This is a genomic window from Streptomyces sp. NPDC001927 (assembly GCF_053594455.1).
Window position 1 is genome coordinate 404,985 of the sequence record NZ_JBSFEN010000008.1, and the last position, 25,136, is coordinate 430,120.

Genomic DNA, 25,136 nt, shown 5'->3' on the forward strand with positions numbered 1-25,136 from the left:
CGGTTCCGTCAGGAAACCGCCTCCGGCCAGCCGTATCCGGGGCCGGTGTGCTGGGGTACGGTCCCCGCGCCCACCGCTTCCATCTCCCGGTTGGCCTCGCGCATCAGCTGACCGGCCAGGTCCTTCATGGCCCGACTCGCGGCGAGCTCGTCACCGATCGCCGGAACATCCACGTCCGACGGGTTGCAGCGTGCGCTGCCGTGGCCGGTGAGGGTCGACGTACCGGTGTTGAGGTGCGCCTCGGCCTTGGTCCTGCCGTCCTCTTCGACCAGTTCCAGGCCGACCGTCCACTCCAGTGTCCGTGTCATGGTCTGCCTCCTCGTGCCGTCGGGACGCGTAGGACCGCCGCGCGCCCCTTCCTACCTACCAGGATCCGCCCACGCGCGCGTGGGCGCGCGCCGACGGCGGTCCCGCGGGGGCCTGCCTGCCCTTGACCCGGACCCGGTTCAGGGGCGCCGGGGCTATCTGCTTGTGCGCCCTCAGGTAGTCCACGAAGCTCTCGTGGTCGGCGCCGTTGCGGACAGGGGCGGTGTAGCCGGCGAACGCGGTGTAGCCGTCGGCTCCGACGACCGTGTACGCCAGTGCCGCCACCCGGTAGGTGCCCGCCGGGTGGATCGGCAGACCGTTGATCCGTACGTCCCCGAACGCGATGCGCTCGCCGACCGGGCGGGCCGGGTCGTAGCTGTACGAGACGTTCTTCGACACCGCGAGCGGGGCGAACTTCACCGTCCCGTCCGCCTGCTTCTGCCACTGCTGTTCGAGGATCGCGTCCAGCTGACGCCCCTTCACGGTCACGGTGAGGACCGGGTTTCCGTAGCCGTAGGCGTTCCAGGACTCGCCGAACAGGATTCGGCCGTCCGCGTCGGCGGGGTGGCTCCCCTTGGCGTACGGGAGGTCGGTGCGCACCGCGTTGCTGCCCTTGGCGGGCTGCGCGGCGATCAGCGCGAGATCGGCCTTCCCCTCGGGGGTGCGGTTGGCGTTCCAGTACTGGACGTCGGCGAACAGGTCGGCCGCGGTGCTCTCGCCGACGGCGTTCGCCGCGCGGGTGAAGGGGCCGGTCTGGGTCGCCAGCGGCTCGGCGAAGCGCTCGGCTCCGCGCGCGGCCCAGTGGTCGACGATCTTCTTGACCTCGGGGTCCGGTGCCACGTCACGGGTGACCGCGTGGTTGACGGAACGGGTACGGTCCCGGAGGACTTCGCCGCTCGCCGGATCGATGGACAGGTTGATCTCGTTGATCAGGGCGCCGTGGTTGCCCGTCTCCACGACCGGGCGGGGAACGCCGGCCGGGTCGGGCACCATGCAGTTGAAGCGCGTGTGCCAGTCCCCGGTGACGACCGCGTCGATCTCGGCGGAGACCTTCTTCGCCAGGTCGATCACCGGCCCGTAGGCGTCGCCGCACTCGTTGTAGCCCAGGTCCGCGCCGTTCCGCGGCGAACCGCCCTCGTGCACGTTGAGGACGATGGCCTCGACACCGCGGCTCTTGAGCTCCTTGACGTACTGCTCGATCGTGCTCACCTGGTCCAGGGCGCGGAGTCCCGGCTGGTAGGACGTCGAGCCGGTGACGGTGGCCTCCGTGGTGGTGGAGAGGAAGCCGACCGGGACCCGCTTGCCGTCGGCGGACGTGAACCACTCGATGCGGTACGGGTCCACGATCGGCTTCCCGGTCCGCGCGTCGACGATGTTGCCGGTCAGGAAGTCGAAGTCCGCGCCGTGGAAGCGCTGTCCGGTGGAGTCCGTGAAGCAGCTCTCCACTCCGACCGTGCCGAAGCACGTGCCCTTGCCCATGTGATCGACGAGGAAACTCGGGGACACGTCCAGCTCGTGGTTGCCCACGGCCGTGAAGTCCAGCCCCAGCTTGTTGAGGACCTCGATCGTCGGCTCGTCCTGGAAGGCGTCCACTTCGAAGGGCCAGCCGGCGAAGCTGTCGCCGGTGGCGAAGAAGCGGGAGTTGGCGTGCCCGGAGCGCAACCGGTCGAGATGGGTGGCGAGATAGGCGGCTCCACCGACGGTCACCTGAGTGCCGCCGCCCGCGGGAATCTGTCCGCCCTGTCCGGGGAGGGGCGGCTGGAGGTAGCCGTGGAAGTCGGTGATGCTGAGGAGTTGGACGTCGAGGGTGTCGTCTGCGGAGGCCGGTGCGACGGACAGTGCGCCGCCGATGAGGGCGGTGCCCGCGGCGATGACGCCGATCCGGCGAAGGACGTTTCTCAAGGCGATGACTCCTTCGGAGTGGAACGAGCACCTCCATCTGAACCGGTGTCGGTGTCATGGCCATGAACTTCGAACAGCGCTCTACGGCATGGGACATGACCGGGCTTCATCGCAGCGGGTCCGAGTCGGTCATGTGCGGAATCGCGCCCCTTCCGCCACAGATCCGTCGATCTGCGGGGCGTGCGTTCGCGGGGGCGGGGCGGGGCGGCGGCGCCGACTCCACGTCATCCAGGGCGCGCCGTGCCGCGCCGAACCGCTCGCGTGCCGCCGCACCCCACCCATACGAACAGATCCGGCATTTCAGGCGCCCCCCGAGTCGTTGCACCATGTGCCGGCGTCCGACGGCGACGACCCCCGCAGCTTCCGGCCCCGTCGACGGCTCTTGACGCGCGCGTCAAGAGCGCGCGAAACATTTTCGCCGGACGGCCCACAGCGCCCGCACTGGTCGAGGATCAGCCCTCAAGGAGTTGATGTTCGGTGACGACACAGACCACGCGGTGGGCCACAGGAAGCGGCGGAGCGATGGAGGGCACCCGCTGGTACACGGCGAACGGCGCCCCGCCGCCCGCGCACATCGTGCCCGCCGAGGAGACCATCAGCGTCGCCGCCGCCCATCAGCTCATGGCCCAGGGCTCCGCCATCCTCTGGCGCGGCGACTACCCGTCGGCGCGCCGGCTCCTCGCCGCGCTCGGCCGCCGGGCCGAGCGCGGGCGCACCGCGCCCGCCCAGTCCCCCGCCGACACCTTCCGGCGCCAGCGCCTCGCCCAGTCCCACCGGGCCGTGCTACTCAGCCGGCTGCTCGTGCCGTACGAGCACGACTGGTGGATCCCGCTGCGCGGCGCGCCCCGCGTGCGCGAGGCCTGCGTCCAGGCGTACGGCCCCAGCTCGGGTCCCGGCGTCGGCTCGCTGCGCGAGCTGCTCGGCGTCATCGGGTCGTACGAATGGCGCCGGAAGGGCGTGGAGATCCCGGCGCTCGGAGGCGAGCGCGTCCACCCGCACTACGGCGTGTTCTCGCCGGTCCGCGGGGAGTACATCGACCTGGTCGCGGACGCCGAACTGCCCGCCGGAGGAACGGCCTTCGACATCGGTACGGGTACGGGCGTGCTCTCCGTCGTGCTCGCCCGGCGCGGGATGCGGCGCGTCGTCGCCACGGACACGGACGCCCGCGCGGTGCAGTGCGCCCGCGACAACGCGGACCGTCTTGGGCTCGGCGCGCGGATCGACGTGCGCCACGCGCACATGTTCCCCGCGGGCCGCGCGCATCTGATCGTCTGCAACCCGCCGTGGCTGCCCGGCGTGCCGCGCACGCCCCTCGACCGGGCGGTGTACGACCCGGAGAGCCGGATGCTGCACAGTTTCCTGACCGGTCTCGCGGACCACCTGGAGCCGGGCGGCGAGAGCTGGCTGATCCTCTCCGACCTGGCCGAACGCCTCGGGCTGCGCGGTCGTACCGAACTCGTCGACGCGATCGCGGCGGCGGGCCTGCGCGTGGTGTCCCGTACGACCACCAAGCCCCGGCACGCCCGGGCGGCCGACCGCTCGGACCCGCTGCACCGGGCCCGCGCCTCCGAGGTCACGTCGCTGTGGCGGCTGGCGGTGGCCTGAGCCTGGGGGCCCGAGCCCGTGGGCCTGAGGCCGTGGCCCGAGCCCGTGGCCTGAGGTCGTTGCCTGAGTGAGAACCGACGACACCGTCTCCCGCGTGTTGGTGGCCAACGGCCTGTTCTGGTCGGGTCACCTGGGAGCGGAGTGCGTGCTGTGACGGAAGTGGAGAAGGACTTGGCGGGCGCCGACGCGGAGGCCGAGGCGTCGCCGAGCCTCTGGCGTCAGCGCGACTTCCTGCTGCTGTGGAGCGGCCAGACGGTCAGCGAGATGGGCTCGGCCGTCACCCACGTCGCTCTGCCGCTGCTCGCGGTCGTCGCGCTCCAGGCAAGCACGTTCGAGGTCGGGCTGCTGACCGCCGCCACCACGCTGGCGTTCGCGCTGATCGCGCTGCCGGCCGGTGCGATGGTGGACGGCGCTCCGAAACGTTCCGTCATGATCGTCTGCAATCTGCTCCGTCTGGTGATCGTCGGATCGGTGCCGGTGGCCGCCGCGTTCGACGTCCTGACGATGGCCCAGCTGTACGTGGTCGCGGTGGCGGCCGGTGTGTGCACGGTCTTCTTCGACATCGCGTACCAGAGTTACGTACCGTCCCTGATCCGCCCCGACCTCCTGATGGACGCGAACGGGAAGCTGGGCACCACCCAGGCGTTCGCGCAGCTCGCGGGGCCAAGTCTGGGCGGGGGTCTGGTCGGTGTGGTCGGCGCAGCGGGCGCGCTGATGGCCGACGCGCTCTCCTACGCGGTCTCGGTCCTGTCGGTCCTCGGGATCAGGAAGCCGGAGGATCCGCCGGCGGCGCGGCAGGCGGACGAGACCCTGCGGCAGCGGATCACCGAGGGGCTGAGGTTCGTCCTCGGGCACGGCATCCTGCGTCGGGTCGTGGCGTGCACGGCCACCGCGAACCTGTTCTCCGGGATGAGCACGGCGCTGACGATGGTCTTCCTCGTCCGGGTGCTGCATGTAAGTCCCGCGCTCACCGGGCTTGTCATGGCGGGCGCGGCCGTCGGCGGGATCGCCGGGGGCGCTTTCGCCGGACGGCTCGCCAAGAGGATCGGCTCGGCCCGGATCATCTGGGTGTCGATACTGGTCTTCAGCGCGCCGCAGGTCGTCGCGGCGGCCGCGTGGCCGGGCTGGGGGGTGCTGCTGTTCCCGCTGGGCTGGGGCGTCGCGTACTTCGCCGGGATGGTCTACAACATCGCTCAGCTCAGCTACCGCCAGTCGGTGACGCCGCCGGAGCTGATGGGCCGGATGAACGCGGCCGTCCGCTGGGTGGTGTGGGGCACGTTGCCGCTCGGCGGCGTCCTCGGCGGGGCGCTCGGCACCCTGATCGGGGTGCGGCCCGCGCTCTGGGTGGCGTTCGTCGGTTCGTGGGCGGCCGGGTGGTTCGTGTTCTTCTCCCCGCTGCGCCGCATGCGCGATGTTCCCCGACCGGAGTCGGCGTCCGCCCCTTCGTGACGGGGTGCGTACCCCCAAAGTCCAAGCCCTCCCACGCGCGCGTCCATGTGCACGGGTCCCCGGGCCGAGGAAGCTGCGGTACGCCCGGTTCCGCGAGGGGCGGCCGCCGCGGCCCGCGCGACGCCCCGGGGAGGAGTGCTCCATGCCCGCTCGAAGATCCCTACTGGTCACCGCGCTCGCCGCCGTGACCCTCACCCTGACCGGCGGTGGAGGCGCCTCGGCGATCCCACCCGTCGAGCCCGCCCCGGCGGCCGCGCCCGCCGCCACCTACACCGTGACGGTCGGCGCCAAGGGTTCCTGGACCCACCCCGACGACACGCCCGCCGCCCCCTACATCGACAAGGACGGCACCTTCTACTTCCAGCAGGCCCACGCGCTCTACGGAGCGACGCAGCCCAGGAAGTGGACCTTCTTCACCGGGTCCGACTTCGACACGGCCACCCGGTCGAGCGCGATCAGCGACGCTGTCGACCCGGCGAACGGCAACGACCGCAACAACGACACGACCTGGCGGTGCAACAACAGCCCGACGGGCCTGGAGTCCACCGTACCGCCGGCCGGCTCGGGCTACTCCCAGAAGAACTTCTGCGACCTGGCGGGGGTGTGGGTCGACCCGGACACCGGCGACTGGTACGGCCTGGTGCACAACGAGTTCACCCCGCAGCCCTTCGGTGACGGCGTCCACTACGACGGGATCGACTACGCGGTCTCCACCGACCGGGGCCGGACGTGGCGCATCAAGTCCCATGTCATCACGTCTCCGTACAGCACGAAGCGGGGTGACACGGCCGCCTTCCCGCAGCAGACGTACCACTACGGCGACGGCGATCCGCGGCTGTTCGTCGACACCGCCTCGGGTTACTTCTACGTCTTCTACGGCTCCCGGATCGTGGAGAAGGGCGGTGGCTGGAAGGCCTTCCACGCGCATGTGGCCCGGGCTCCGATCTCCGGCAAGATGGCGCCCGGTTCCTGGCGGAAGTGGTACGACGGTGCCTGGACCGAGCCGGGTGTGGGCGGCCGGGAGAGCAACATGGTGCCGGTCGGCGCCTCCAGCACCACCGGCTACACCCCGGTCGCCGACGAGTACGACCCGGCCACCGCGGGCACGGTGAGCCAGCAGGTCGCGGCAGGCCTGATGCCGCCGACCTCACCGCTGTTCGTCATGGACATCACGTACAACGCGCATCTGGGGCTCTACGTCGGCCAGCCCCAGGCCGTCGACCAGAGCGGCAACGCTCCCCAGCAGTTCTACGCCACCGACGACCTGTCGAAGCAGCAGTGGCGGCTGATCGGGGACACCGGCAGCCACACCAACGCCTCCTGGTACCGCTGGTTCCTGGACAGCACGAGCCGGACGGGTTCGGCGATCGTGGGCAAGAGCTTCCGCTCGTACTGTTCCTTCGGCTGCTCGGGCGGTTCGTCCAGCGAGTACGTCAACGTCTCCATCGGTACGTCGGCCCCGGCCGCCCCCGTCGACGCGACCCGGACCCACCGGATCTCGTCCGGCGGCGGGCGCGTCCTCGCCCAGGTCTCCGGCGGCTCCGCGACGACCTCGCTGGCGGCTCCCACCGGAGCGGCCCTGGAGTCGTGGACCTTCACGCCACTGGGCGACGGGGCCTACCGGATCGCCAACGGCTCCACCGGCGGGCTCCTGGGCGTCGACTCCTCCGTCACGGGCAGCCGCGCGTGGGGCACCCGGCCGACCGTGACCACCGTCGGAGCGGGCGGTCCGAGCGTCGGGCAGCAGTGGTTCGTGATCCCGGGCACCACCGCCTCCGGGACGCCGACCGGTGCGTACCGGCTGGTGAACCGTTACAGCGGCCTGGTGATCGGCATGTCCGCCGACTCCGCGCGGCCCGCCGAGACCACGCCAGGACGCTCGTGGACCGACACGTCCGGCAGCGGGGTCGGCGGGGCGCGTACGGCGGCGGAGCAGACGCTCACCCTGACCCCCGTGGGCGAGGCGCCCGGATCGCTCGACGGCGTACGGACCCTGGTGACCGGCGGCAAGGCGCTGGACAACCCGGGGCACAGCACCACCCCGGGCACCCAGCTCATCACGTACACGGCCAACGGCGGCGCCAACCAGAGCTGGCGCTTCACCCGGCAGCCGGACGGGTCGTACGAGCTGGTCAATGTCGAGTCGGGGCTCTGCGCGGACGTCGACGGGGGTTCCACCGCGGCCGGCGCGAAGGTGATCCAGTGGACGTGCACGGGCGGCGCCAACCAGCGCTGGACCGCCACGCGCCGCGCGGACGGCACGTACACCGTGGCCTCGCTCAAGAGCGGCCTGCTGCTCACGACCGCATCGACGGCGAACGGCGCCCTGGCGACCCAACAACCCGACACCGCCTCGCCGTTGCAGCGGTGGACGATCACCTGACCTCACGTACACCGCGCACCGAGACCCCGAGTGCCCCCGCCCGATTGCGGGGGCACTCGGGGTAACTGACCAGTAGGCCAAGGCAGTTCCTCGACTCCCTGCAAGATCTCCACTCCCCTCCGGAGACCTCCACGGAACAGACACGTTCGCTCGGGCAACCATGTTGATCATCACGCGGAATCTCATGTTCCGCTCATAGAACGGGCGCGGACCGCGGCTAGCGTCCCCTGTTGATCTTGCTGAGCGGCAGGATCGGAAGGGACGACACACCCGTGTCCAGACACACAGCCGGACATTCCGGCGCGCGGCGGCGAAAGGGGCGCATAGCCCTGGCCTCCGCACTGGTCCTGGCGGCCGAGGCCGCCCTCATATCCGGTCAGACCGCCGCGGCGGCACCGGACGAGCCGACCGCACCGGCCGCCACCACCTCCGCCAACTCCCCCTCCCCGCAGGAGATCTGGGAGTCGGACCTGGCCTGGGCGGCCCAGCACGCGAAGGGCTCCATCGCCTGGGCCCTGGCCGAGGCGAAGAAGACCGGGAAGAAGACCGTCGTCACCGACGAGACGACCCCCACCACCTACACCGTCGCCAATCCGGACGGCACCCTCACCACCGAGCTGACCGCCGGCCCCGAACGGGTCTGGAGGAACGGCACGTGGCAGAAGGCCGACGCCACCCTCACCGAGGCCGCAGACGGCACCGTCACCCCCAAGGCGCACCCCAACGGCCTCCGCCTGGGCGGCAAGAGCGGCGTCCGGCCGAAGTCGCTGCGCGCCGCGCAGGACGACACCGCCCGCGACCTGGTCACCCTGGGCAGCGGCGAGAGCCAGGTGACCCTCCGCTGGAAGGGCGGGCTGCCGAAGCCCGAACTGGACGGCACCCGCGCCCGCTACAGGAACGCCGTGCCCGGCGCCGACGTCGTCGTCGAGGCCACCCGTACCGGCTTCGAGCAGTTCGTCGAGGTGCACGAGCGGCCCACCGGCGCGTACACGTACACCCTCCCCGTCAAGGCCAAGGGCCTGAAGGCGGAGGCGAACAACGACGGCTCGGTCACCTTCACCGACGCCGAGACGGGCGCCGAGCGGGCCACCATGCCCGCCCCCGTCATGTGGGACGCCTCCGTCGACGAGCGCTCCGGCGAGCACACCCGCCGCGCCCGCGTCGACATGAAGGTCGTGGACAAGGGCGACGGCGAGCTCGACCTCGTCGTCACCCCCTCGGCGGCCTTCCTCGCCGACCCGGCCACGCGGTACCCCGTCACCGTCGACCCGTCCACCTCCGCGCTGTCGAACACCTTCGACACGTACGTGCAGCAGGGCGAGACCGTCGACTGGTCCAACGACACCGAACTCGACTTCGGCAACCCCGGCACGAAGAACACCGACGGCACCCCGCGGACCGCGCGCTCGTTCATCAGCTGGAACACCACGCCGATCCAGGACGCGCTGATCGTCGACACCAACCTGGCGCTGTGGAACTTCCACTCCGGCAACACCGACTGCGCCGCGCAGTCCTGGACGGTCTGGGACACCAGCGCGCCGTCCACGTCCTCGCGCTGGACCGCGCAGCCCACCTGGAACCAGCAGTACCACTCGTCGACCGAGACCAAGGGCAGCCCGGACTGCGCCGCCCAACCTGACGGCTGGATCAACGCCGACGTCGACACGCTCGTCCAGTCCTGGGCGTCCGCGAAGGCGACCCGCGGCCACATGGGTCTGCGCGCGGCCACCGACGACATCAGGGCGTGGAAGCGGGTCAACTCCGCCAACAACGCGGCCAACCAGCCCAAGCTGACGGTCACCTACAACTACCGGCCGTCGGACGGCACGAACCGTCAGGCCGGCGCGCCGTTCCGGTCGTACGCGGGCGTGTGGGCGGTCGACTCCACCACCCCCACGCTGCGTGACACCTTCACCGACCCGGACGGCGACCAGGTCAACGGCACCTTCCAGGTCTATGACGCGGCGACCGACACGCCCATCACCACCCCGGCCGGGGAGGGGCTGATCGTCTCCGGCTTCGTGGGCTCGGGCAAGCCGGCCTCCGTGACCGTCCCGGCGGGGCAGCTGCAGAACGGCCGGACGTACAAGTTCCGTACGAACGCCTACGACGGCACCCACTACAACGTGAGCTGGTCCCCCTGGACCCAGTTCGTCGTCGACACCACCGCCCCCGGTGTGCCGCAGAGCGTCTCCTCGGCCACCTACCCGGAGAACTGGGGCGGCGGCGGTGCGGGCGTGACGGGCGACTTCGCCGTCACCACGGGTGCGCCGGACGCCTACGAGGTGCGGTACCGCCTCGACCCGTACTCCGACGACGCGGACGACGCCGGCTGGGCCTCCGTGAACACCACCAGCGGGACGGCGGCTGCGAGGGCCGCAGCGGCTCCGGCCGCTCCCGCCGCTCCGGATGCCTCCTACGCGGTCACCCCGGCGGCGGACGGCAACCACGTGGCGCAGACCCGCACCGTCGACCGCGCGGGGAACGTGGGCCCGATCCGGGACTACGGGTTCACCGCCGGGAGCCGGGACTACAACCGCCCGCAGAAGATCGACATCAAGCTCCCGGCCAACGACAGCAGCTCTCAGCAGCCGGACCCCACCGATCCTCCGAAGCCCGCCTGGGAAGGCTGGAAGCAGGGCAGCTCGGCCGCCCGTACCTTCAAGACCGGTGACGACACCCAGGTCACGGTGACTCCGAAGGACCAGGCGTCCAAGGCGTTCACGCAGAAGGCCGCGCGGGATCTCCGGCTGCGCGCCCCCTCGCGCCCGGATCCGGTCGTCAAGGACGCCTGGTGCCAGCCCGACCTGTTCGGCGAGGCGCAGAAGTCGCTGATGACCCGGACGCAGGCCTGCGTCTTCCTCGACCTGACCTTCGTCGCGGAGAGCAAGCTGGAGGACGGCGTCGTTCCGGTCAAGTACCGGGCCGACTTCGAGGTGCACTTCCAGGTCAAGACCGACGCCCACGGCGACGCCATCAAGACGTGGGTGCAGATCAACCCGGTCTACAACGACTTCCCCGGCAACGAGCGCGCGGTGGTCATGGGCGCCGGCAACCCCGGCGCCTGGTTCGACTCGATGTGCGTGAGCGACGGCTGCAACACCGGCGGCGACAGCGGGCGGCAGAACATCGACTTCTACGGCGACCTCACCTGGAAGGGAGGCATGAGCGGCAACGACCCGGTCGACTCCCACATGGCGACCGGTACGGCCGACCACAAGTGGAACGGCGCCGTGGACAACGCCGCCGGCACCACCGACGACGCCCAGTCGAAGACCATGCCGGTCTTCTTCAACGGCCGCCCCGTCACCGAGGTGGAGCCCCCGCCGGGCCTGAACGGCAAGAAGGGCGAGTGGCGGGACGACTACGCGTACTGGCAGTCCCCGCCGCTGTTCGTGACCTGCGACAAGGTCGCCTCCTACGGCGCCCCGGGCTGTGTGCTGCCGCAGTACGCGCCGACGTACGTGTTCAACACCGCCGCGTACCCGGAGGCGGCCGCCCATGCCTGGCTGATCCAGAACAAGTCGAAGGTCAAGGGCCTGGGCCAGAGCTGGGACGCCCCGCTCCAGTACCTGCCGCCGCAGGCCCGGAACAAGCACGACTACGACTCCCAGAAGAGCCGGGACGCGATGTGCACCCGCTACAAGGGGCCGAAGGCGGGCGGTACGGGTTGGGTTCCGCGCAAGACGTTCCTGCCCCACCCGAAGACGGCCCTGCACCACTCGGGACCGCACTTCGACGAGGTCAACTGCGACGAGTTCCCGTTCGCGTCGACGTACCAGTCGGCCGGCATGAAGGCGATCGACGGCGGCAAGAACGAGGCGCCGGGCGGTGGCGCGGACTGCATGCAGACCGTGTCGGCGACGACGGACGACGGAAGCGTCCACTTCCTGGACGACACCCGGTACGACGCTCCGACGTTCAACGAGGTCTGTGGCCGGTCGTCGATGTCCGGTGACGTCAACCAGGGCTCGATGCGGCCGTTCGGCGACTTCGCACGGCAGATGCGGCTCCTGGACGAGCAGGCGTACTTCCTGGATCCGGGCAACGCCTGGTTCAAGGGCTGCGACACCTCGAAGGCCGACCTCATCTGCACGATGACGAAGCCGTAGAACCACTACGGCGAACACGGCGGGGCCCACCCCGGAAAACCCGGGGTGGGCCCTGCCCGTATGGAGCGCGCGCCCGCTTGTGTGCAGGCTCTGATCTGCGGCAACGGATTAATCGGCGTGCTTCCCGGCAGCACTGTCGGGCATCATCGCGGGATGATCGGCAATCGGATCACCCATCGCATGGCGGACGGCGTCCGTGTCCCCGGAACCTGGCGTCACGCGTTCATATGCAACGGCGGCACCTACTTTCTCACCGACCTCTTCATCTACGCCGACGGTCTCGTCGACTGCTGGGAACTGGTCACGCTCGACGAGTTCGAGAAGAAGCTCCGCAGCGGGTGGGTCGCCACCGGCCTTCCCGACGGCGGCCAGGCATCCGCACACCACCTGGCCTCGTGGACCTTCGGCGAGCCGGACACCTGGCTGACCCCGGAGCTGCTGCTTGCCGAAGTCCGCGACACCATCGACGAGCTGAACGGTCGCCCCGATTCGACCGGCCGCTGTCTGGCGGCGGTGGAGGAGTTCCTCACCGAGCGGACGGAGGAGAACCGGTCCGCTGCCAGGGCCGCCTATCTGGCCATCCCCGAGACCGTGCGTCACTACGCTCTCGGCGACATGGACCGCAAGGACCGTCCCCTGCAGGTCCTGGTGGCGGGGCCGGGCGGTCGCTTCACCCGCTGGCCAGACGAAACGGTTTCACAGGAGGAGTACGACGAGGCCGTCACGTACTTCGAGGAGCGGCGCCGATGGGTGGCCGAGGCATCTTCGCGGGTGCCGGCGGACGGGGCGGTGGACTCGTTCGCCCCCGCGGTGAAGCTGTACCACTCATATCCGCAGCGCGCGCTCGAGCACCCGGACAAGCGGTGCCTGCGCAATGACTACCCCGCACCCATCACCCTGGACGACGTCACCTATCCGTCGGTGGCGCACGCCTACTAGGCCCAGTCCGTCGCCGAACCTGAGGCGCGCGTCTCGATCGTCACCGCGGAGACGGGGGCGAAGGCCCACACACTCGCGGCCAAGGCGACGCGACGTGAAGGCTGGGAGCGGACCCGCACGGCAGTCATGGCCCGATTGCTGCGCACCAAGTACGAGCAGCACTCCGACCTCGCCGCGATCCTTCTGGCCACGGGTGACGCGACGTTGCTCTACGACGACGTGAACTCGGCTTTCTGGGGCGACAACGGAGGCCGGGGCCGCAACTGGACGGGCCGCCTCTTGGAACTCGTCCGGTCCGAACTGCTGGTGAGCCAGGCGGGCAACAGCTCCTAGCCGACAGGGTGGACGGGCCGCCAGTCGGGGAGGGTCTCGTCGAGGGTCGGATACCGCGGTTCCTGCCAGACGAGGCATCCGTACACGATGCCGGGCACGGCGGGGCCCATCAGGTCGGCCGGGCCTTCGCGGAGCGTCCGGACGACGGTTTCCAGGTACGCGGCGATCGACGGAAAGAGCGGGGCCTCCATGAACAGGCCCTCGTAGCTCCTCCACGTGCCGAGGCCGTCGGCCGACAGGTAGAGGCCGATGTCGGTCGCCTCGCTGTAGTTCCCGACGGGTGCGGCCCACTCCGCGCCCTCCCAGTAGTCCTTGCCGTGGGCGTCGAAGCCCTCCATCCGGGGCCGGATCGACTGGGCGGGGGTGAGCAGCACCCCGTGGGGCAGGAACGCCCCGGTCGCCACCTCGCCCTCTTCGTCGTACTCCTCGATGTCCAGCTGCTCCACGCCTCCGGCCAGTCCCCAGAGGGCGACCAGTTCGGGCGGGAGGCCGAATCCGCAGTACCGCCTGAGGAGACCTTCCGCCTCCGCGATCTCGGCCTCGGTGGCCGGCGGCAGGATCGAGGCGTACGAGGTGGGGGCGTGCTCGCGCAGCCACGCGGTCAACTGCTGCCAGGCGGTGGCCGTCCGCTCGATCAGTTCGGTGTTCATGGCCCCGACCCTACGCAAGGCGTGCGAGGAGGTGGATCTCCTGGAACTGCCTGCGGTCGGTGGGCTGAGGCTCGCGCACCATCCGGGCCACTTCGGCGAACCCGGACTCGCGCAGCAGCGCGGCAAGGTGGTCCGGCCACCAGCGATAGGCCGGCGCGACCGTGTGGTCGAAGACCTGCGTCGGGTGAGCCGCGTCCTCGCTGGCCGAGAAGCCGATCAGGAGGTGGCCACCGGGCGCGAGAACCCGCTCGAACTCCCGCAGAATCAGCGGGAGTTCTTGCGGTGGAGTGTGGATGATGGACCACCGTGACAGTACGCCGCCCAGCGTGCCGTCGGCGATGTCCAGCGCGGCCATCGAGCCCACGTCGAACCGCAGGCTCGGGTAGGCCTGTCGGGCCAGCTCGATCATTGCGGGTGAGGCATCCACACCGAACGCCTCCAGCCCCAACTCGTCGAGGTGAGCAGTGACATGGCCGGGCCCACAGCCCAGGTCCGCGACTTGACCGTGCCCACTCGCCCGTACGGACTCGGCGAAGGCCCCCAGGATCGCGCGGTCCAGAGGGCTGTCCCGCAGCGAGTCGCGGAACAGCCGCGCGTAGGTAGAGGCGGCGTCGTCGTACGCATCGCGGGTGGCGGTGAGGGCATCGTGGTCGACCATGGGCGCAACAGTAGTTACCGCGCGACGTCCACGCGGCGGAGCATCGCCAGCCGGCCGGCCGTGCGGTCCAGGTCGCGCATGAGGTCGGAGCCCTCGGGCAGGCCGGCCAGTGGGTCGGCGCCGAGCAGGAACAGGCGTACGTCTCGGTCGCAGCACACGTCCGGGACGCGATCGCCCGGTCGGCCCACAGCGAGGCCCAGCAGTCCCGTACCGCCGTGAGCGGCGCGGCCTCACCCGGGATGTTCAGGTGCCTGCCCTGCTGTCCGGCGAACGACAGATCGGGCAGCTCCTCGGCCGTGGCCGACGACCGCACGGCGACACGGCGACACGGCGACACGGCGACACGGCGACCGTACCGCCCCGTCGCCGCGTCCGGCGTAGGCCGCGAGGATCTCCTCCCCCAGCGCGTCGGGCAGCTGGGCACGCGCGCGAGAACACCTGTGGAACGCCGCCACCGGCACGGAACCATCGGCGCTCTCCGCGGCGCACGAGAGGCCGGGAGGGTGGATCTTGACGGTTTCTTGACGCCACTGCCGGGGCGGAGGGGTGGCTCGTTCCTTACGCTGGCCCGGCCCGTTCCCACGACGGCCGGAAATCGCCCCCCACAGCACACCAGGAGCACCTCTCGATGGCCCCCACCGACGAACCGCGTACCAGTCGATTGCGCGCGTGGATGCTGGAGGGGTTGTCCGACATGGGCAAGGGCCGGCCGTCCGTCCCGAAAGCCCAGGCGGAGCCGGTGCACAAGGGGCAGCGGTGGTGGCGGGTGATGTGCCTGACCGGTGTCGACTACTTCTCCACCCTCGGTTACCAGCCAGGCATCGCCGCCCTGGCGGCGGGGCTGCTGTCCCCCGTGGCGACGATCGTGCTCGTCATCGTGACCCTGGCCGGCGCGCTGCCGGTCTACCGGCGGGTGGCCGAGGAGAGCCCGCGCGGTGAGGGCTCGATCGCGATGCTGTCCCGGCTGCTGTCCTTCTGGAAGGGCAAGCTGTTCGTCCTCACCCTGCTGGGCTTCGCGGCGACCGACTTCCTGATCACGATCACCCTGTCCGCGGCGGACGCCTCGACCCACCTGGTGGAGAACCCGCATCTGTCGGAGGCCCTGCACAACAAGCAGGTCCTCATCACCATGGTCCTGATCGCGCTGCTCGGCGCGGTGTTCCTCAAGGGCTTCCTGGAGGCGATCGGCGTCGCCACCGCCCTGGTCGCCGTCTACCTCGCGCTCAACACGGTCGTCGTCGTGACCGGCGTGTGGCACGTCCTGACCGAGGGTCATGTCGTCACGGACTGGACCACGGCACTGACCGCCGAGCACGGCAACGTCTTCGCCATGATCGGTGTGGCTCTGCTCGTCTTCCCCAAGCTCGCGCTCGGCCTGTCCGGCTTCGAGACCGGCGTGGCCGTCATGCCGCACGTCGAAGGGGAACCGGGCGACACGGAGGAGAAGCCCACCGGCCGCATCCGCGGCACGAAGAAGCTGCTGACGACCGCCGCGCTGATCATGAGCGTCTTCCTGATCAGCACCAGCTTCATCACCACGGTCCTCATCCCGCACGAGGAGTTCGAGCCCGGCGGCGAGGCCAACGGCCGCGCCCTGGCCTACCTTGCGCACGAATACCTCGGCAACGCCTTCGGCACCGTCTACGACGTCTCGACCATCCTCATCCTCTGGTTCGCGGGCGCCTCCGCGATGGCGGGTCTGCTCAACCTCATGCCCCGCTACCTGCCCAAGTACGGCATGGCCCCGCACTGGGCCCGCGCGGTACGCCCCATGGTCATCGTCTTCACCCTGGTCGCGTTCCTGGTGACGTGGATCTTCGACGCCGACGTGGACGCGCAGGGCGGCGCGTACGCGACCGGTGTCCTCGTCCTGATCTGCTCCGCGGCCATCGCGGTGACGATCGCGGCGCGCAAGGCAGGCCAGCGCGGCTGGACCATCGGCTTCGGCGTCATCTCCGCCGTGTTCCTCTACACGACCGTCGTGAACATCATCGAGCGGCCCGACGGCGTCAAGATCGGCGCCTGCTTCATCGCCGGCATCATCCTGATCTCGCTGCTCTCGCGGCTCGGCCGGGCCTTCGAACTCCGCGTCACGCACGTCGAGCTGGACTCCATGGCGGAGCGGTTCATCCGCGACATCTCCCACCGCACCCCGCGGTTCATCGCCAACGAGCCCGACCACCGGGATCTCGCCGAGTACCGCGAGAAGATCGAGCAGATCCGCACCGACAACGACCTGCCGACCACCGAGGACTTCGTCTTCGTCGAGGTCACCGTGACCGACCCGTCCGAGTTCGAGTCCGGCCTGACCGTCCGCGGCGAGGTCATGCACGGCCGCTACCGCGTGCTCACGGTGGAGAGCTCCTCCGTCCCCAACGCCCTGGCCGCGCTCCTCCTGCAGGCCCGCGACCTCACGGGCACCCGGCCGCACATCTACTTCGAATGGACCGAGGGCAACCCGTTCGCCAACTTCCTCCGCTTCTTCCTCCTCGGCCAGGGCGAGGTCGCCCCGGTCACCCGAGAGGTCCTACGAGAGGCAGAACCGGACCGAACCCGCCGCCCCCGCGTCCACGTGGGCTGAGGCGGCGGCTCGCGGGTTGCCCGACCCCGGCTTCACTTCCGGCCGACACCCGCGTACATCGCGACGTCGGGCGTCGGCGTCTCAGGCCGCCAGGCGGAGCAGGACACCACGCCGGGCTCCAGCAGCTCCAGGCCGTCGAAGTAGCGGGCGACGGCGGCGGGGGTCCGTTGTGTGAGCTTCGGCGTGCCGTGCTCGTTCCAGAACGCCACGGCCGCGTCGACGTCCGGCATGTCGGGGTGCGTGACCGTGTGGGACAGGACGAGGTGGCTGCCGGGGGCGAGCGCCTCCATGAGCCGGCGGACGATCGCGTACGACTCCTCGTCGTCCTCGACGAAGATGACGACCCCGAGCAGCATCAACGCGACGGGCTGCGAGAGGTCGAGCGTCTTCGCCGCGGCGGCCAGGATCGTGTCGACGTCCCGCAGATCGGCGTCCAGGTAGTCCGTCCGCCCCTCGGGCGTCCCGACGAGCAGCGCCCGGGCGTGCGCGAGGACGAGCGGATCGTTGTCCACGTACACGACCCGCGCGTCGGGGGCGACGCGCTGGGCGACCTCGTGCGTGTTGTCGGCGCTCGGCAGCCCGGTCCCGATGTCCAGGAACTGCCGGATGCCCTTCTCGTGGGCCAGGTACCGCACGGCCCTCCCCAGGAACAGCCGGTCCGCCTTCGCGTACTCCCCGATCCCGGGATGCAACTCGCGAATCCGGTCACCGGCCTCCCGGTCGACCGGGTAGTTGTCCTTGCCGCCGGTCCAGTAGTTCCAGATCCGGGCAGTGTGCGGCCGGGACGTGTCGATGCGCGATTCGATGTCGGTCACGCCCTCAACGTATCGCAGGACCTCGGCGACAACTCCCGTACCCTGACGCCTCTTTGACCTCAGAGCTGCTGTGCCTCACATGTACTCGAAGTACCGGTCGTGCCAGTCGGCCTTGCCCACCTCGTCCTCAGCGTCCCCATCCTCGGCGACTTCACCCGCGGCCACGAGCGCCGCCAGCAGCTCCGCGTCCCGGTGCGCCTCCAGGACCGTCGGTCCGTCGTACGACTCACGGAGCAGCTCGACGGGGACGAAGGTGCACCCCGCCGCTGTACAGACGCCGTCGAGCCATGCCACGAACTCCTCGGTCAGAGCCGCCTCGCCGCTGGGAGTCTCCTCACCGACCAGCAGTCGAGCGGTGACGAAGTAGCCGCCGAAGTTGCTCATCACGACACGCATGGGCCGGCCAAGGCCCGTCACGTCCGCCGGGACATCGACGACACCGTAGAAACTGGCGTCCTGACCCAGGTCGTCCAAGCAGGACGGCCCGAAGCGCTCCTTCATGGCACTCACCAGCCGGGCGAAACTGCCCCGCGAAGAGTCCAGGTCGAAATCCGCGGGGCGCTCCAGGTGGCGAGGGTCGTCGTGCTCCAACAGGAGCGCGCGGATCCGGTCCATCGGGAGCATGTCGTGCCCTTCCGTCAGTTCTGGTGCGGAGACAGGTGTGGCCACCGTTGATCATCATGAGTTGTCTGAACCGACGATGGGACGGTGGGTCCACCCCGGTGGGCGGTCCACCAGTCCGTGAGGACCTTGACCTTGTCGTCGAAGCCGCTGTCCAGGAAGGACGTCGGCGCGCGCAGCAGTGTCCGGCGTCCGCCGGACATGTGCACGATGACCGTCCGGATCCCGAGAGTCTTCTGGATCTCCAGGCCGGTGATGTCCCGCCACGCGATCTCACGGCGCCCGTCCCCGTGGAGGACGAGACCGTTGTCGTCGAGTTCGACGCGGTAGTGAGGGGGCAGGAGCGGAAAGACCGCGCTCGCGATCACAGCCGCCGAAAGGCACGACCGCAGCTCAGCCCCCGTCATGTGCCCGCCCGTGGCCTCCACGAGGAGGTAGGCCAGAGCGGTGCCGCAGAGCAAGCTGCCCAGAAGGAGGGCAGTCGTCCGGATCGTTCCCACCTTGAAGGTCGGGGCCGGCCCATCAAGGGCGTTCATGTGGATCACCTACCTCAAGGAATTGGGCGCGGTGGAAGGCCGCCGAAGGGGAAGGTACCTCCGCGCCGACGGGGCCTGCCGGGCGGGTGCGGAGGGCTGGCCGGGGCGCGGGGGATGATGGGGGTGGAATGACGGAAGCGCGAGGTCAGGAGCCTTCATGGCGAAGCGGGTGCACCAACCCCGTGAGGACGCGGAGTTCGATTTCATCCTGCGGATGAGCGGAGTCCCGGTGTTCGCGTACTTCACCGGGACATGGCCCAAGGCGATCGAGGCCTGCCGTGCCATGGATGTCGTCGTCGGTGACATCGCCGACGAGTACACGGGCCGCCTCACGGCCGTCCGCACCGACATCACGCGCTGTCCGGCCGCGACCGAGCGCTACGGGATCACCGGAGCCCCGTCCTACGTCCTCCTGAAGGAGGGCGAGGCGGTGGCGCACGGCACAGGGCCCATGACCATCACCGAGGTACGGGAGTTCCTCGACGGCCATCTCTGAGCGGTGGCCACGGTGCCACCGCCGCATCCCTGTGCCGCATCCCTATGCCGCATTCAGACCCCGACGCCTCACGCTCTGCGGGCGTGGAGGGCGTGGGCGCCCAGGGCGAGGGGGGTGGTGGTGACGAGTTCGAGGCCGTGGGCTTCGAGTAGGCGCGCGTAGTGGTCGGCCGTACGTTCGCGGCCTCCCGTGTTGCACATCATGTGGAGGTCCCACGCGGTGGCGAGCGACGGGGTGGCGTCGGCCGGCAGGAGGCGTTCGACGATGAGGAGGTCCGCGTGGCGGGGCATGGCGTCGGCGCAGTGGCGCAGGATGCTCCGGCAGCGGTCGTCGTCCCAGTCGTGCAGGACCCGGGAGAGGATGTAGACGTCGCCGCCCGGGGGTACGTCCGCGAAGTCGCCCGCCCGGTATGCGCACCGCCCGCCGGCGTCGGTGCCGGCCAGGTGGGTGCGCGCCGCCTCCAGGACCTGGGGGCGTTCGAGGAGGATGCCGCGCAGGGTGGGGTGGGCGGTCAGGATGCGGGCGAGGAGTTCTCCGGTGCCGCCCGCGATGTCGACCACGGTACGAGGGTGGCCGGGGGCGGTGGCGGCTGCGGTCAGGACCGGGTGCGCGGGAAGGGCGTCGAACATGGCGGCGCTCGACACCATGGACTGGTCGAAGAGGGCCGCGAGTTCGGGGTCGCGGGCGAAGTGGTCGAAGTGGTTCTCGCCGTAGAGGTGCTCGAAACCCGGCTGCCCGCTGCGGACGGTGTGGGTGAGGTGGGCGAAGGACTGGTAGAAGGGGCCGCCGTACATCAGCGCCAGGGGCCGCATCGAGCCCGGGGCCTCCGCGTCCAGGAGAGCGCCGACGCCGGTGAGGCGGAACCCGTCGGGGCCTTCGGAGACCACGCCGAGCATGGCGAGGTACCGCAGCAGGGTCGCCAGGTTCTGCGGGTCGGCGCCGACGGCCCGCGCCAGCTCCGCACTGTCGACCCCGGTGTGGCGGTTCATGGCCTCCGGTAGCCGGAGCCGCGCGCAGGCCGCCAGGGCCTGGGTGGTCCAGGCGCCGGTCAGCAGCCACAGGAGGGTCTCGGCCGACCGCGGTCGGTCCGGCTGTCGTACGGGCTCCGCAGGGGCGAGGGACCGGCCGAGGTGCTCGGTCAGTACGTCACGGTGGTCACCGCTCGCGTACAACTCCACTCGCCGGTACGCCGTCTTCGTGTCGGAGGGGGCCGTGAAGTAGAACACCGTGCCGTCCTCGTGCGGGTTGTACCCGCCTCCGTCGGCGGCCGCGCCGTGCCGCGCGAAGCTCGCCAACAGCCCGCGCAGCACCAGGGGGTCGGGCTGCGCGACGTCGAAGGCGAGGTGCGCCTCGTGGTCCTGACGGCGTTCCTCTGCGGCGATCCCGGCGAGTTCGGAACCCGGCGGCACCGTCAGGGCGAACACCTCGACCGCCCGGACTTCTTCGGCGGGGCCGCGGACCAGCGGACGGAGAATCCTTACGTCAAGATCCGCGGGATCGCGGTGGTGGCGAGAGGCGAGGCGTCCGCGCACGACGACGCTGGGCTGCGCCTCCGTGTCGGTGGACAGCCCGCCCGCCGCCAAGTCCCTTCGCAGCGCGGGCTCGTCGGGCGGGAACACGAGCACGGCGGCGTGCGCGAAGCGGCACTGGTCGGTCAGCGCCCGCAGTTCGGGACCGTCGAGACCGGGCAGCACGCGGGAGAGCAGGACGGACGTGTCCTGCTCCCGTACGAATGCGGCCGTCGCGCTCAGCCGCTCCGCGTCGGAGCCGGCGTTCGCCGTCGTGGTGGTCGTGGCTGCGGGCATGGTGAAGGGAGGTTCGGAGTGCATTCCCTGTCCGTGGGTGAAGGAGGAATCCCGGCGCCCGGCCCTCGGGGATGCCGTGCGCAGGCACGGGCAGCCCAGGGCCTGGCCCGGAACGGGACGAGATGAAGAGGTGAGGGGGGTCGGTCAGATGCCGACGTAGTTCTCGGCGAACCAGTCCTGGTGCGTACGCGACGTGCGCAGCGAGGCGATCCGCGAGCGGCGCAGGCGCTCCTGGAAGAGGGAGGCGCCCTCGGAGTCCGGGACGTCGTGCAGGAGGCGGATCATCCAGTGCGAGAACTCCTGCGCACGCCAGATGTGCGCCAGGCACCGCTCCGAGTAGGAGGCGAGTGGCTCGGGGTCGCCGTGGGCGAGGGTGTCGGTCAGGGCCTCGGCCAGGATCTCCGCCTCGAGGACCGCGAGGTTCGCGCCCTTCGCGGCGGACGGGCTGATGAGGGCGGCGGCGTCGCCCACGAGGAACAGCGAGCCGTGGCGCAGTGGTTCGAGGACGTCGGACTCGAGGTCGATGACGGCGCGCTGGACGACGCGGCCTCGCAGCAGGGGGCCGTACTCGGTCGCGCGCATGCGCAGGTCGAGTTCGTCCCAGACGCGGTCCTCGTTCCAGGCGTCGGCCTGGGTACCGCGTTCGCACTGGAGGTAGTAGCGGGTGATCTCGGCGGAGCGGGCCATGTGCCCGGCGAAGCCGTGCGGGTGGGTCGCGTAGCCCACGGCGTCGAGGCTGGGCGGCGCCTCGGCGAGCAGGCCCAACCAGGACACGCCGTGATCGCGGTGGTGGCGCCGGACCGCGCCGGGCGGCAGCGAGCGCCGCCCCGCCCCGTGGCGGCCGTCGCAGGCGGCGACGTACCGGGCCCGCCACTGCCCGGGGCGCCCGTCCGCCTCCCGTACGGTCACCGTGGGCGTGGGGCCGTCCGCGTCGGCGACGGCGACCGCTTCGGCGCCGAATCGGATCCGGCCCCCCGCGTCGACGTACTGCGCCAGCAGATCGGCGACCAGTTCGTGCTGGGGATAGACGGTGTGCGGCTCCCCCCGGCCGAGCTTCCGGTAGTCCAGGCGGAAGCGGCCGTCCTCGGTACGGAACTCACAGACGCTGTGCTCGTGCCCGCGCCGGCGCAGTCCCCCGTCCAGACCGTTGCGTTCCAGGATCCGCACGGTGTTCGCGGCGAGGAAGCCCGCTCGTGCGCGGTTTTGGACGTGGTCACGATCGGCACGTTCCAGCACGACGCAGTCGATGCCGTTGCGAAGTAAAAGGTTCCCCAGGACCAGGCCGGCCGGGCCGGCCCCGAGGATGACCACATCAGCCGAGTCCTGGGCGGACCGGGCGTACTGACTCTCTGTCACAACAGTGGATCTTAGGCACGGAAAAATATGTGGACAGTCAAATATCACCCGAATGCGCGGCTTGACGCGAAAAGGATTCTGCCCTGTTCGCGGAAGGCCCCCGCCGCTGTACGGGCGAGGGCCACGAGCGACGGCCTCTACCCGAGGTCCAACAGCTGCTCGAAAAACCCGCCGAAGCCCTTCTCCCCGTTGACGAAATGGAGTTCGAGGATCCAGTGGCAGCGGCGGCCGGAACGGTCGGTGCGGCGTAGCGGGTTGGTGTTCTCGGGGGTGATGTACGACTCCGCCTTCGCGCCCTCGTTGGTCTCGTGCGGAAAGTCGCCGACCAGGTGCCCCGCGTGCCAGATGCCGATCTCCCAGCCCGCGTCGGTGGCCGGCCGCTCGACCTCGGCGTACAACTGCGCGCCGGTGATGGCCTCGTCCGCCTGGAAGGCGTCCCGCCCGGCGTCGAAGATGCGCGGGGACACCGGCCAGGAGCGTCTCGAGGTCGGCGAGGTCGTCGAGCCCCGCCACCCCAGCCGACGAAGTGGCAGTCGTACGAGCCCCGGCGAGTGCGTACGGGCCTGGGTGAGAGCGTCGGCGAGCTCGGCGGGGTTGTCGACGGGGTCGCTGACGCCGGCGTGCAGGGCGATGTCGGGGCGGCAGGCCTGGAGCAGCGGCCACACCTCGTCGAGCCGCGCCCGTACGTCGGATGCGAGCTTCGGCTCGTGCGCAAGGACCGCGACGGCCTCGCCCTCCGAACGTTCGGCGACCGCGAACGCGGCCGACCGCTGATGGCTCAGCGCCTCCGTGAGCGCCGCGGCGGTGTCGCCCCGCTCCTCCGTACTCGCCAGGGCGGCGACCACCACCGTCTACGCGGCGGCGCCGGCGAGCCCGCACGAACGAAGCGCGTCCTCTAAGCCGTTCACCTCGCCGTACCCCGCACACACCCGTGCGACGAGCTCCTCGTAGGCCAGTCGGCGCGCCGCCTTCTGCTGGTCCTGTCGCCGGCGGTGACGGCCGAGCAGCTCGGCAATCTCCTGCAGGACCCGGGGCGGCACCTGGCCGTCCTCCGCGAGGTACAGGTGCCAGGCGTCGAAGACGGTGTCGTCGGCCTCGATGCGCACGGTCGCGCCGGCCCGTCCCGCAAGGCCTCCGCCGCGCGCCGGACCGGGAGTTCGGGCGCGGTGGCGGTCCGGGCGACCGTACGGCCGCTGCCGGTGAGGAGGTGGCACGCGGGGAGGCCGAGGTGATCGAAGGCCCGGTCGAACAACTCGCCCACTGGCGCCCCGCGTTCCAGCGTCCGGTCGAGTTCGACGCGTACGTTCTCCGGCAGCGCGTAGTGATCCGTGGGGCGGCGGCTGAGCTCTCCCCACTGGCGGAGGTAGACGGCCTCGGTGATCGCCCGGAAGCTCGTGCGCGCCGGGACGGCGAGCACGGCGATCCGGTGCCTGCGGCAGGCGTCCGCCAGCTCCGACGGCACCTCTCCGTGCGTCTCCTCCCCCGCGAGCAGGGCCACCGCGCCCGCCTCGCGCAGGGCGGAGACGAACCGGTCGGTCTTGGCGGGTTCGTCCTCACGCGCCCACCACACGAGCCCACTGAGCACGACCTCGCCCGGCTGGAGGAAGCGGGCCGGATCCTCGAGGTCGGTCGCCGTGACGCCGCCGATCTCCTGAGCCAACAGCACCTCGTCTCCCCAGACCAGCGAGAGGTCGAGACGGTCAAGGCGGAGAAGATGGTCGACCTGCATGGCGGACTCCTTGCATACCCACGGACTGGATCCGTGTCTCACATTCACTAAGCGAGTGCCCGTTCTAGCATCGTAGATGCGAAGGCGATGTACAGAAATACCTCTCAGATCATCATCCAGGAGTCGGGCGTCGGCGCTGGAGGATTCGGGCACATCGCAGGTGGTGGCGACAGCGCGATTCGCTCCCCACTTCTCCACTCACAGGTGCGTGGACATCCGGCGGAGTCGGGTGGCAAGAATGGTTCCCGACGGTGTCGGTCTGGGTGTCCACCGGGAACGTCGGGAAGATCACTAGCCGCCAGAGGACCAGAGGCCAGAGCCATAAGGGGACCGACGATGAGCCGACTGAACGCCGCGCCCCGCCCTCCCCTCGCGGGCGTCGCGTCCTTCGCTCTCTGGGGCGATGTCGCCAACCCCGTCACCCTGAGCGTCGGCGACCTGCGGCACGGATGGGAGCAGCACCGCGCGGAGGTCGTCTTCAACTGCGCGAGCGCCGGCCCCCAGCACCACACGTTCCACGGGCCACTGCTGCGCGAGGTCCTGGCCCTGGCCCGACCCGGCTTCGACCCCGCACGACGCAAGGAGCGCTCGCGTTTCCTGCTGGCCGTGAACGGCGGGGACGGGCACCACACCGTCCTGTCCTGGGCCGAGATCGACGCCGACTTCGGTGATGCGCCCGTGCTGCTCGCGACGCGCATGGACGACGAGGAACTCGACGCGACCGGCCCTCAGCTCGTCGTACCCTCCGACCGGTGCGGGGCCCGATACATCGGCGCGGTCACCGACATCTGGATCGGCAGCTGCCGCATACCCGGCACGTCCGACGAGTGAGACCCCGCCGAGATCACCCCGATTGTGAG

General features: G+C 70.6%; 19 protein-coding genes and 2 pseudogenes. 8 read left to right on the plus strand and 13 right to left on the minus strand.

The genetic code is table 11. The features are described 5' to 3' along the window. Nucleotides 1-8: 8 nt before the first annotated feature. A complete protein-coding gene (locus ACWCO8_RS23855; RefSeq protein ID WP_362016706.1) occupies nucleotides 9-308 on the minus strand; it encodes a DUF1876 domain-containing protein in 300 nt (99 codons plus the stop codon). 55 nt (nucleotides 309-363) lie between these two features. After that, entirely contained in the window at nucleotides 364-2,208 is a 1,845-nt protein-coding gene (locus ACWCO8_RS23860; RefSeq protein ID WP_451033934.1) for a bifunctional metallophosphatase/5'-nucleotidase, read from the minus strand. Between the two features lie 522 nt (nucleotides 2,209-2,730). Here ACWCO8_RS23860 and ACWCO8_RS23865 point away from each other — a divergent pair. From ACWCO8_RS23865 to ACWCO8_RS23885, 5 genes and pseudogenes are all read left to right on the plus strand, one after another. Continuing rightward, on the plus strand, nucleotides 2,731-3,813 hold the full coding sequence (locus tag ACWCO8_RS23865) for a methyltransferase (RefSeq protein WP_451033983.1): 1,083 nt from the start codon (nucleotides 2,731-2,733) through the stop codon (nucleotides 3,811-3,813). Between the two features lie 150 nt (nucleotides 3,814-3,963). Continuing rightward, nucleotides 3,964-5,262 (plus strand): MFS transporter, encoded by a 1,299-nt coding sequence (locus ACWCO8_RS23870; RefSeq protein ID WP_451033935.1) that lies wholly within the window; start codon nucleotides 3,964-3,966, stop codon nucleotides 5,260-5,262. A 142-nt stretch (nucleotides 5,263-5,404) separates the two neighbouring features. Beyond that, nucleotides 5,405-7,645, plus strand: coding sequence for an RICIN domain-containing protein (locus ACWCO8_RS23875; RefSeq protein ID WP_451033936.1), 2,241 nt, complete (start codon nucleotides 5,405-5,407; stop codon nucleotides 7,643-7,645). A 470-nt stretch (nucleotides 7,646-8,115) separates the two neighbouring features. Beyond that, entirely contained in the window at nucleotides 8,116-11,757 is a 3,642-nt protein-coding gene (locus tag ACWCO8_RS23880) for a DNRLRE domain-containing protein (RefSeq protein ID WP_451033984.1), read from the plus strand. Between the two features lie 153 nt (nucleotides 11,758-11,910). After that, nucleotides 11,911-13,029 (plus strand): annotated as a pseudogene (locus ACWCO8_RS23885) (NADAR family protein). Here the strand turns inward: ACWCO8_RS23885 and ACWCO8_RS23890 are convergent. From ACWCO8_RS23890 to ACWCO8_RS23905, 4 genes and pseudogenes are all read right to left on the minus strand, one after another. Beyond that, nucleotides 13,026-13,679 (minus strand): hypothetical protein, encoded by a 654-nt coding sequence (locus tag ACWCO8_RS23890; RefSeq protein ID WP_451033937.1) that lies wholly within the window; start codon nucleotides 13,677-13,679, stop codon nucleotides 13,026-13,028. The pseudogene ACWCO8_RS23885 and the gene ACWCO8_RS23890 sit on opposite strands and share 4 nt — an antisense overlap. A gap of 10 nt (nucleotides 13,680-13,689) precedes the next feature. Beyond that, nucleotides 13,690-14,337, minus strand: a complete 648-nt coding sequence (locus ACWCO8_RS23895; protein WP_451033938.1) for a class I SAM-dependent methyltransferase — start codon at nucleotides 14,335-14,337, stop codon at nucleotides 13,690-13,692. Between the two features lie 14 nt (nucleotides 14,338-14,351). Further along, nucleotides 14,352-14,495 (minus strand): hypothetical protein, encoded by a 144-nt coding sequence (locus ACWCO8_RS23900; RefSeq protein WP_451033939.1) that lies wholly within the window; start codon nucleotides 14,493-14,495, stop codon nucleotides 14,352-14,354. Nucleotides 14,496-14,548: 53 nt separating this feature from the next. Next, nucleotides 14,549-14,806, minus strand: a pseudogene (locus ACWCO8_RS23905) (PEP/pyruvate-binding domain-containing protein); the annotation flags it as partial. 159 nt (nucleotides 14,807-14,965) lie between these two features. Here ACWCO8_RS23905 and ACWCO8_RS23910 point away from each other — a divergent pair. Then, on the plus strand, nucleotides 14,966-16,918 hold the full coding sequence (locus ACWCO8_RS23910) for an APC family permease (RefSeq protein ID WP_362016687.1): 1,953 nt from the start codon (nucleotides 14,966-14,968) through the stop codon (nucleotides 16,916-16,918). A 32-nt stretch (nucleotides 16,919-16,950) separates the two neighbouring features. On the opposite strand, the gene ACWCO8_RS23915 is transcribed toward ACWCO8_RS23910, so the two are convergent. The 3 genes from ACWCO8_RS23915 to ACWCO8_RS23925 all read right to left on the minus strand — a co-directional run bounded on the left by ACWCO8_RS23915 (nucleotide 16,951) and on the right by ACWCO8_RS23925 (nucleotide 18,890). After that, a complete protein-coding gene (locus ACWCO8_RS23915; protein ID WP_451033940.1) occupies nucleotides 16,951-17,733 on the minus strand; it encodes an SAM-dependent methyltransferase in 783 nt (260 codons plus the stop codon). Between the two features lie 75 nt (nucleotides 17,734-17,808). Then, nucleotides 17,809-18,402: a hypothetical protein gene (locus ACWCO8_RS23920; protein ID WP_451033941.1), complete on the minus strand. Its 594-nt coding sequence runs from the start codon at nucleotides 18,400-18,402 to the stop codon at nucleotides 17,809-17,811. Then, complete coding sequence (locus ACWCO8_RS23925) at nucleotides 18,372-18,890, minus strand: hypothetical protein (RefSeq protein WP_451033942.1); 519 nt, start codon at nucleotides 18,888-18,890, stop codon at nucleotides 18,372-18,374. Before ACWCO8_RS23925 ends, ACWCO8_RS23920 begins: the two co-directional genes overlap by 31 nt. 157 nt (nucleotides 18,891-19,047) lie before the next feature. Between ACWCO8_RS23925 and ACWCO8_RS23930 the strand changes: the two genes are divergently transcribed. After that, complete coding sequence (locus ACWCO8_RS23930) at nucleotides 19,048-19,386, plus strand: thioredoxin family protein (protein WP_362016680.1); 339 nt, start codon at nucleotides 19,048-19,050, stop codon at nucleotides 19,384-19,386. A gap of 68 nt (nucleotides 19,387-19,454) precedes the next feature. On the opposite strand, the gene ACWCO8_RS23935 is transcribed toward ACWCO8_RS23930, so the two are convergent. The 4 genes from ACWCO8_RS23935 to ACWCO8_RS23950 form a co-directional block, all read right to left on the minus strand. After that, nucleotides 19,455-21,191, minus strand: a complete 1,737-nt coding sequence (locus tag ACWCO8_RS23935; protein ID WP_451033943.1) for a methyltransferase — start codon at nucleotides 21,189-21,191, stop codon at nucleotides 19,455-19,457. 144 nt (nucleotides 21,192-21,335) lie between these two features. Beyond that, nucleotides 21,336-22,547 carry a 4-hydroxybenzoate 3-monooxygenase gene (locus ACWCO8_RS23940; RefSeq protein WP_451033944.1) on the minus strand — a complete coding sequence of 404 codons (1,212 nt, stop codon included), beginning with the start codon at nucleotides 22,545-22,547 and terminating at the stop codon, nucleotides 21,336-21,338. Between the two features lie 137 nt (nucleotides 22,548-22,684). Continuing rightward, complete coding sequence (locus ACWCO8_RS23945) at nucleotides 22,685-23,392, minus strand: hypothetical protein (protein ID WP_451033945.1); 708 nt, start codon at nucleotides 23,390-23,392, stop codon at nucleotides 22,685-22,687. A gap of 59 nt (nucleotides 23,393-23,451) precedes the next feature. Further along, nucleotides 23,452-24,276: a PucR family transcriptional regulator ligand-binding domain-containing protein gene (locus tag ACWCO8_RS23950; protein ID WP_451033946.1), complete on the minus strand. Its 825-nt coding sequence runs from the start codon at nucleotides 24,274-24,276 to the stop codon at nucleotides 23,452-23,454. A 336-nt stretch (nucleotides 24,277-24,612) separates the two neighbouring features. On the opposite strand from ACWCO8_RS23950, the gene ACWCO8_RS23955 reads away from it, so the two are divergent. After that, on the plus strand, nucleotides 24,613-25,107 hold the full coding sequence (locus ACWCO8_RS23955; protein WP_451033947.1) for a molybdopterin-dependent oxidoreductase: 495 nt from the start codon (nucleotides 24,613-24,615) through the stop codon (nucleotides 25,105-25,107). Nucleotides 25,108-25,136: the final 29 nt, after the last annotated feature.

What these genes read in the sequence shown, in the direction of transcription:
- ACWCO8_RS23890 (WP_451033937.1), bottom strand. Translation starts at nt 13,679, where the DNA reads ATGAACACCGAACTGATCGAGCGGACGGCCACCGCCTGGCAGCAGTTG.
- ACWCO8_RS23910 (WP_362016687.1), top strand. Translation starts at nt 14,966, where the DNA reads ATGGCCCCCACCGACGAACCGCGTACCAGTCGATTGCGCGCGTGGATG.
- ACWCO8_RS23855 (WP_362016706.1), bottom strand. Translation starts at nt 308, where the DNA reads ATGACACGGACACTGGAGTGGACGGTCGGCCTGGAACTGGTCGAAGAG.
- ACWCO8_RS23955 (WP_451033947.1), top strand. Translation starts at nt 24,613, where the DNA reads ATGAGCCGACTGAACGCCGCGCCCCGCCCTCCCCTCGCGGGCGTCGCG.
- ACWCO8_RS23930 (WP_362016680.1), top strand. Translation starts at nt 19,048, where the DNA reads ATGGCGAAGCGGGTGCACCAACCCCGTGAGGACGCGGAGTTCGATTTC.
- ACWCO8_RS23865 (WP_451033983.1), top strand. Translation starts at nt 2,731, where the DNA reads ATGGAGGGCACCCGCTGGTACACGGCGAACGGCGCCCCGCCGCCCGCG.
- ACWCO8_RS23925 (WP_451033942.1), bottom strand. Translation starts at nt 18,890, where the DNA reads ATGAACGCCCTTGATGGGCCGGCCCCGACCTTCAAGGTGGGAACGATC.
- ACWCO8_RS23875 (WP_451033936.1), top strand. Translation starts at nt 5,405, where the DNA reads ATGCCCGCTCGAAGATCCCTACTGGTCACCGCGCTCGCCGCCGTGACC.
- ACWCO8_RS23935 (WP_451033943.1), bottom strand. Translation starts at nt 21,191, where the DNA reads ATGCCCGCAGCCACGACCACCACGACGGCGAACGCCGGCTCCGACGCG.
- ACWCO8_RS23950 (WP_451033946.1), bottom strand. Translation starts at nt 24,276, where the DNA reads ATGCAGGTCGACCATCTTCTCCGCCTTGACCGTCTCGACCTCTCGCTG.
- ACWCO8_RS23895 (WP_451033938.1), bottom strand. Translation starts at nt 14,337, where the DNA reads ATGGTCGACCACGATGCCCTCACCGCCACCCGCGATGCGTACGACGAC.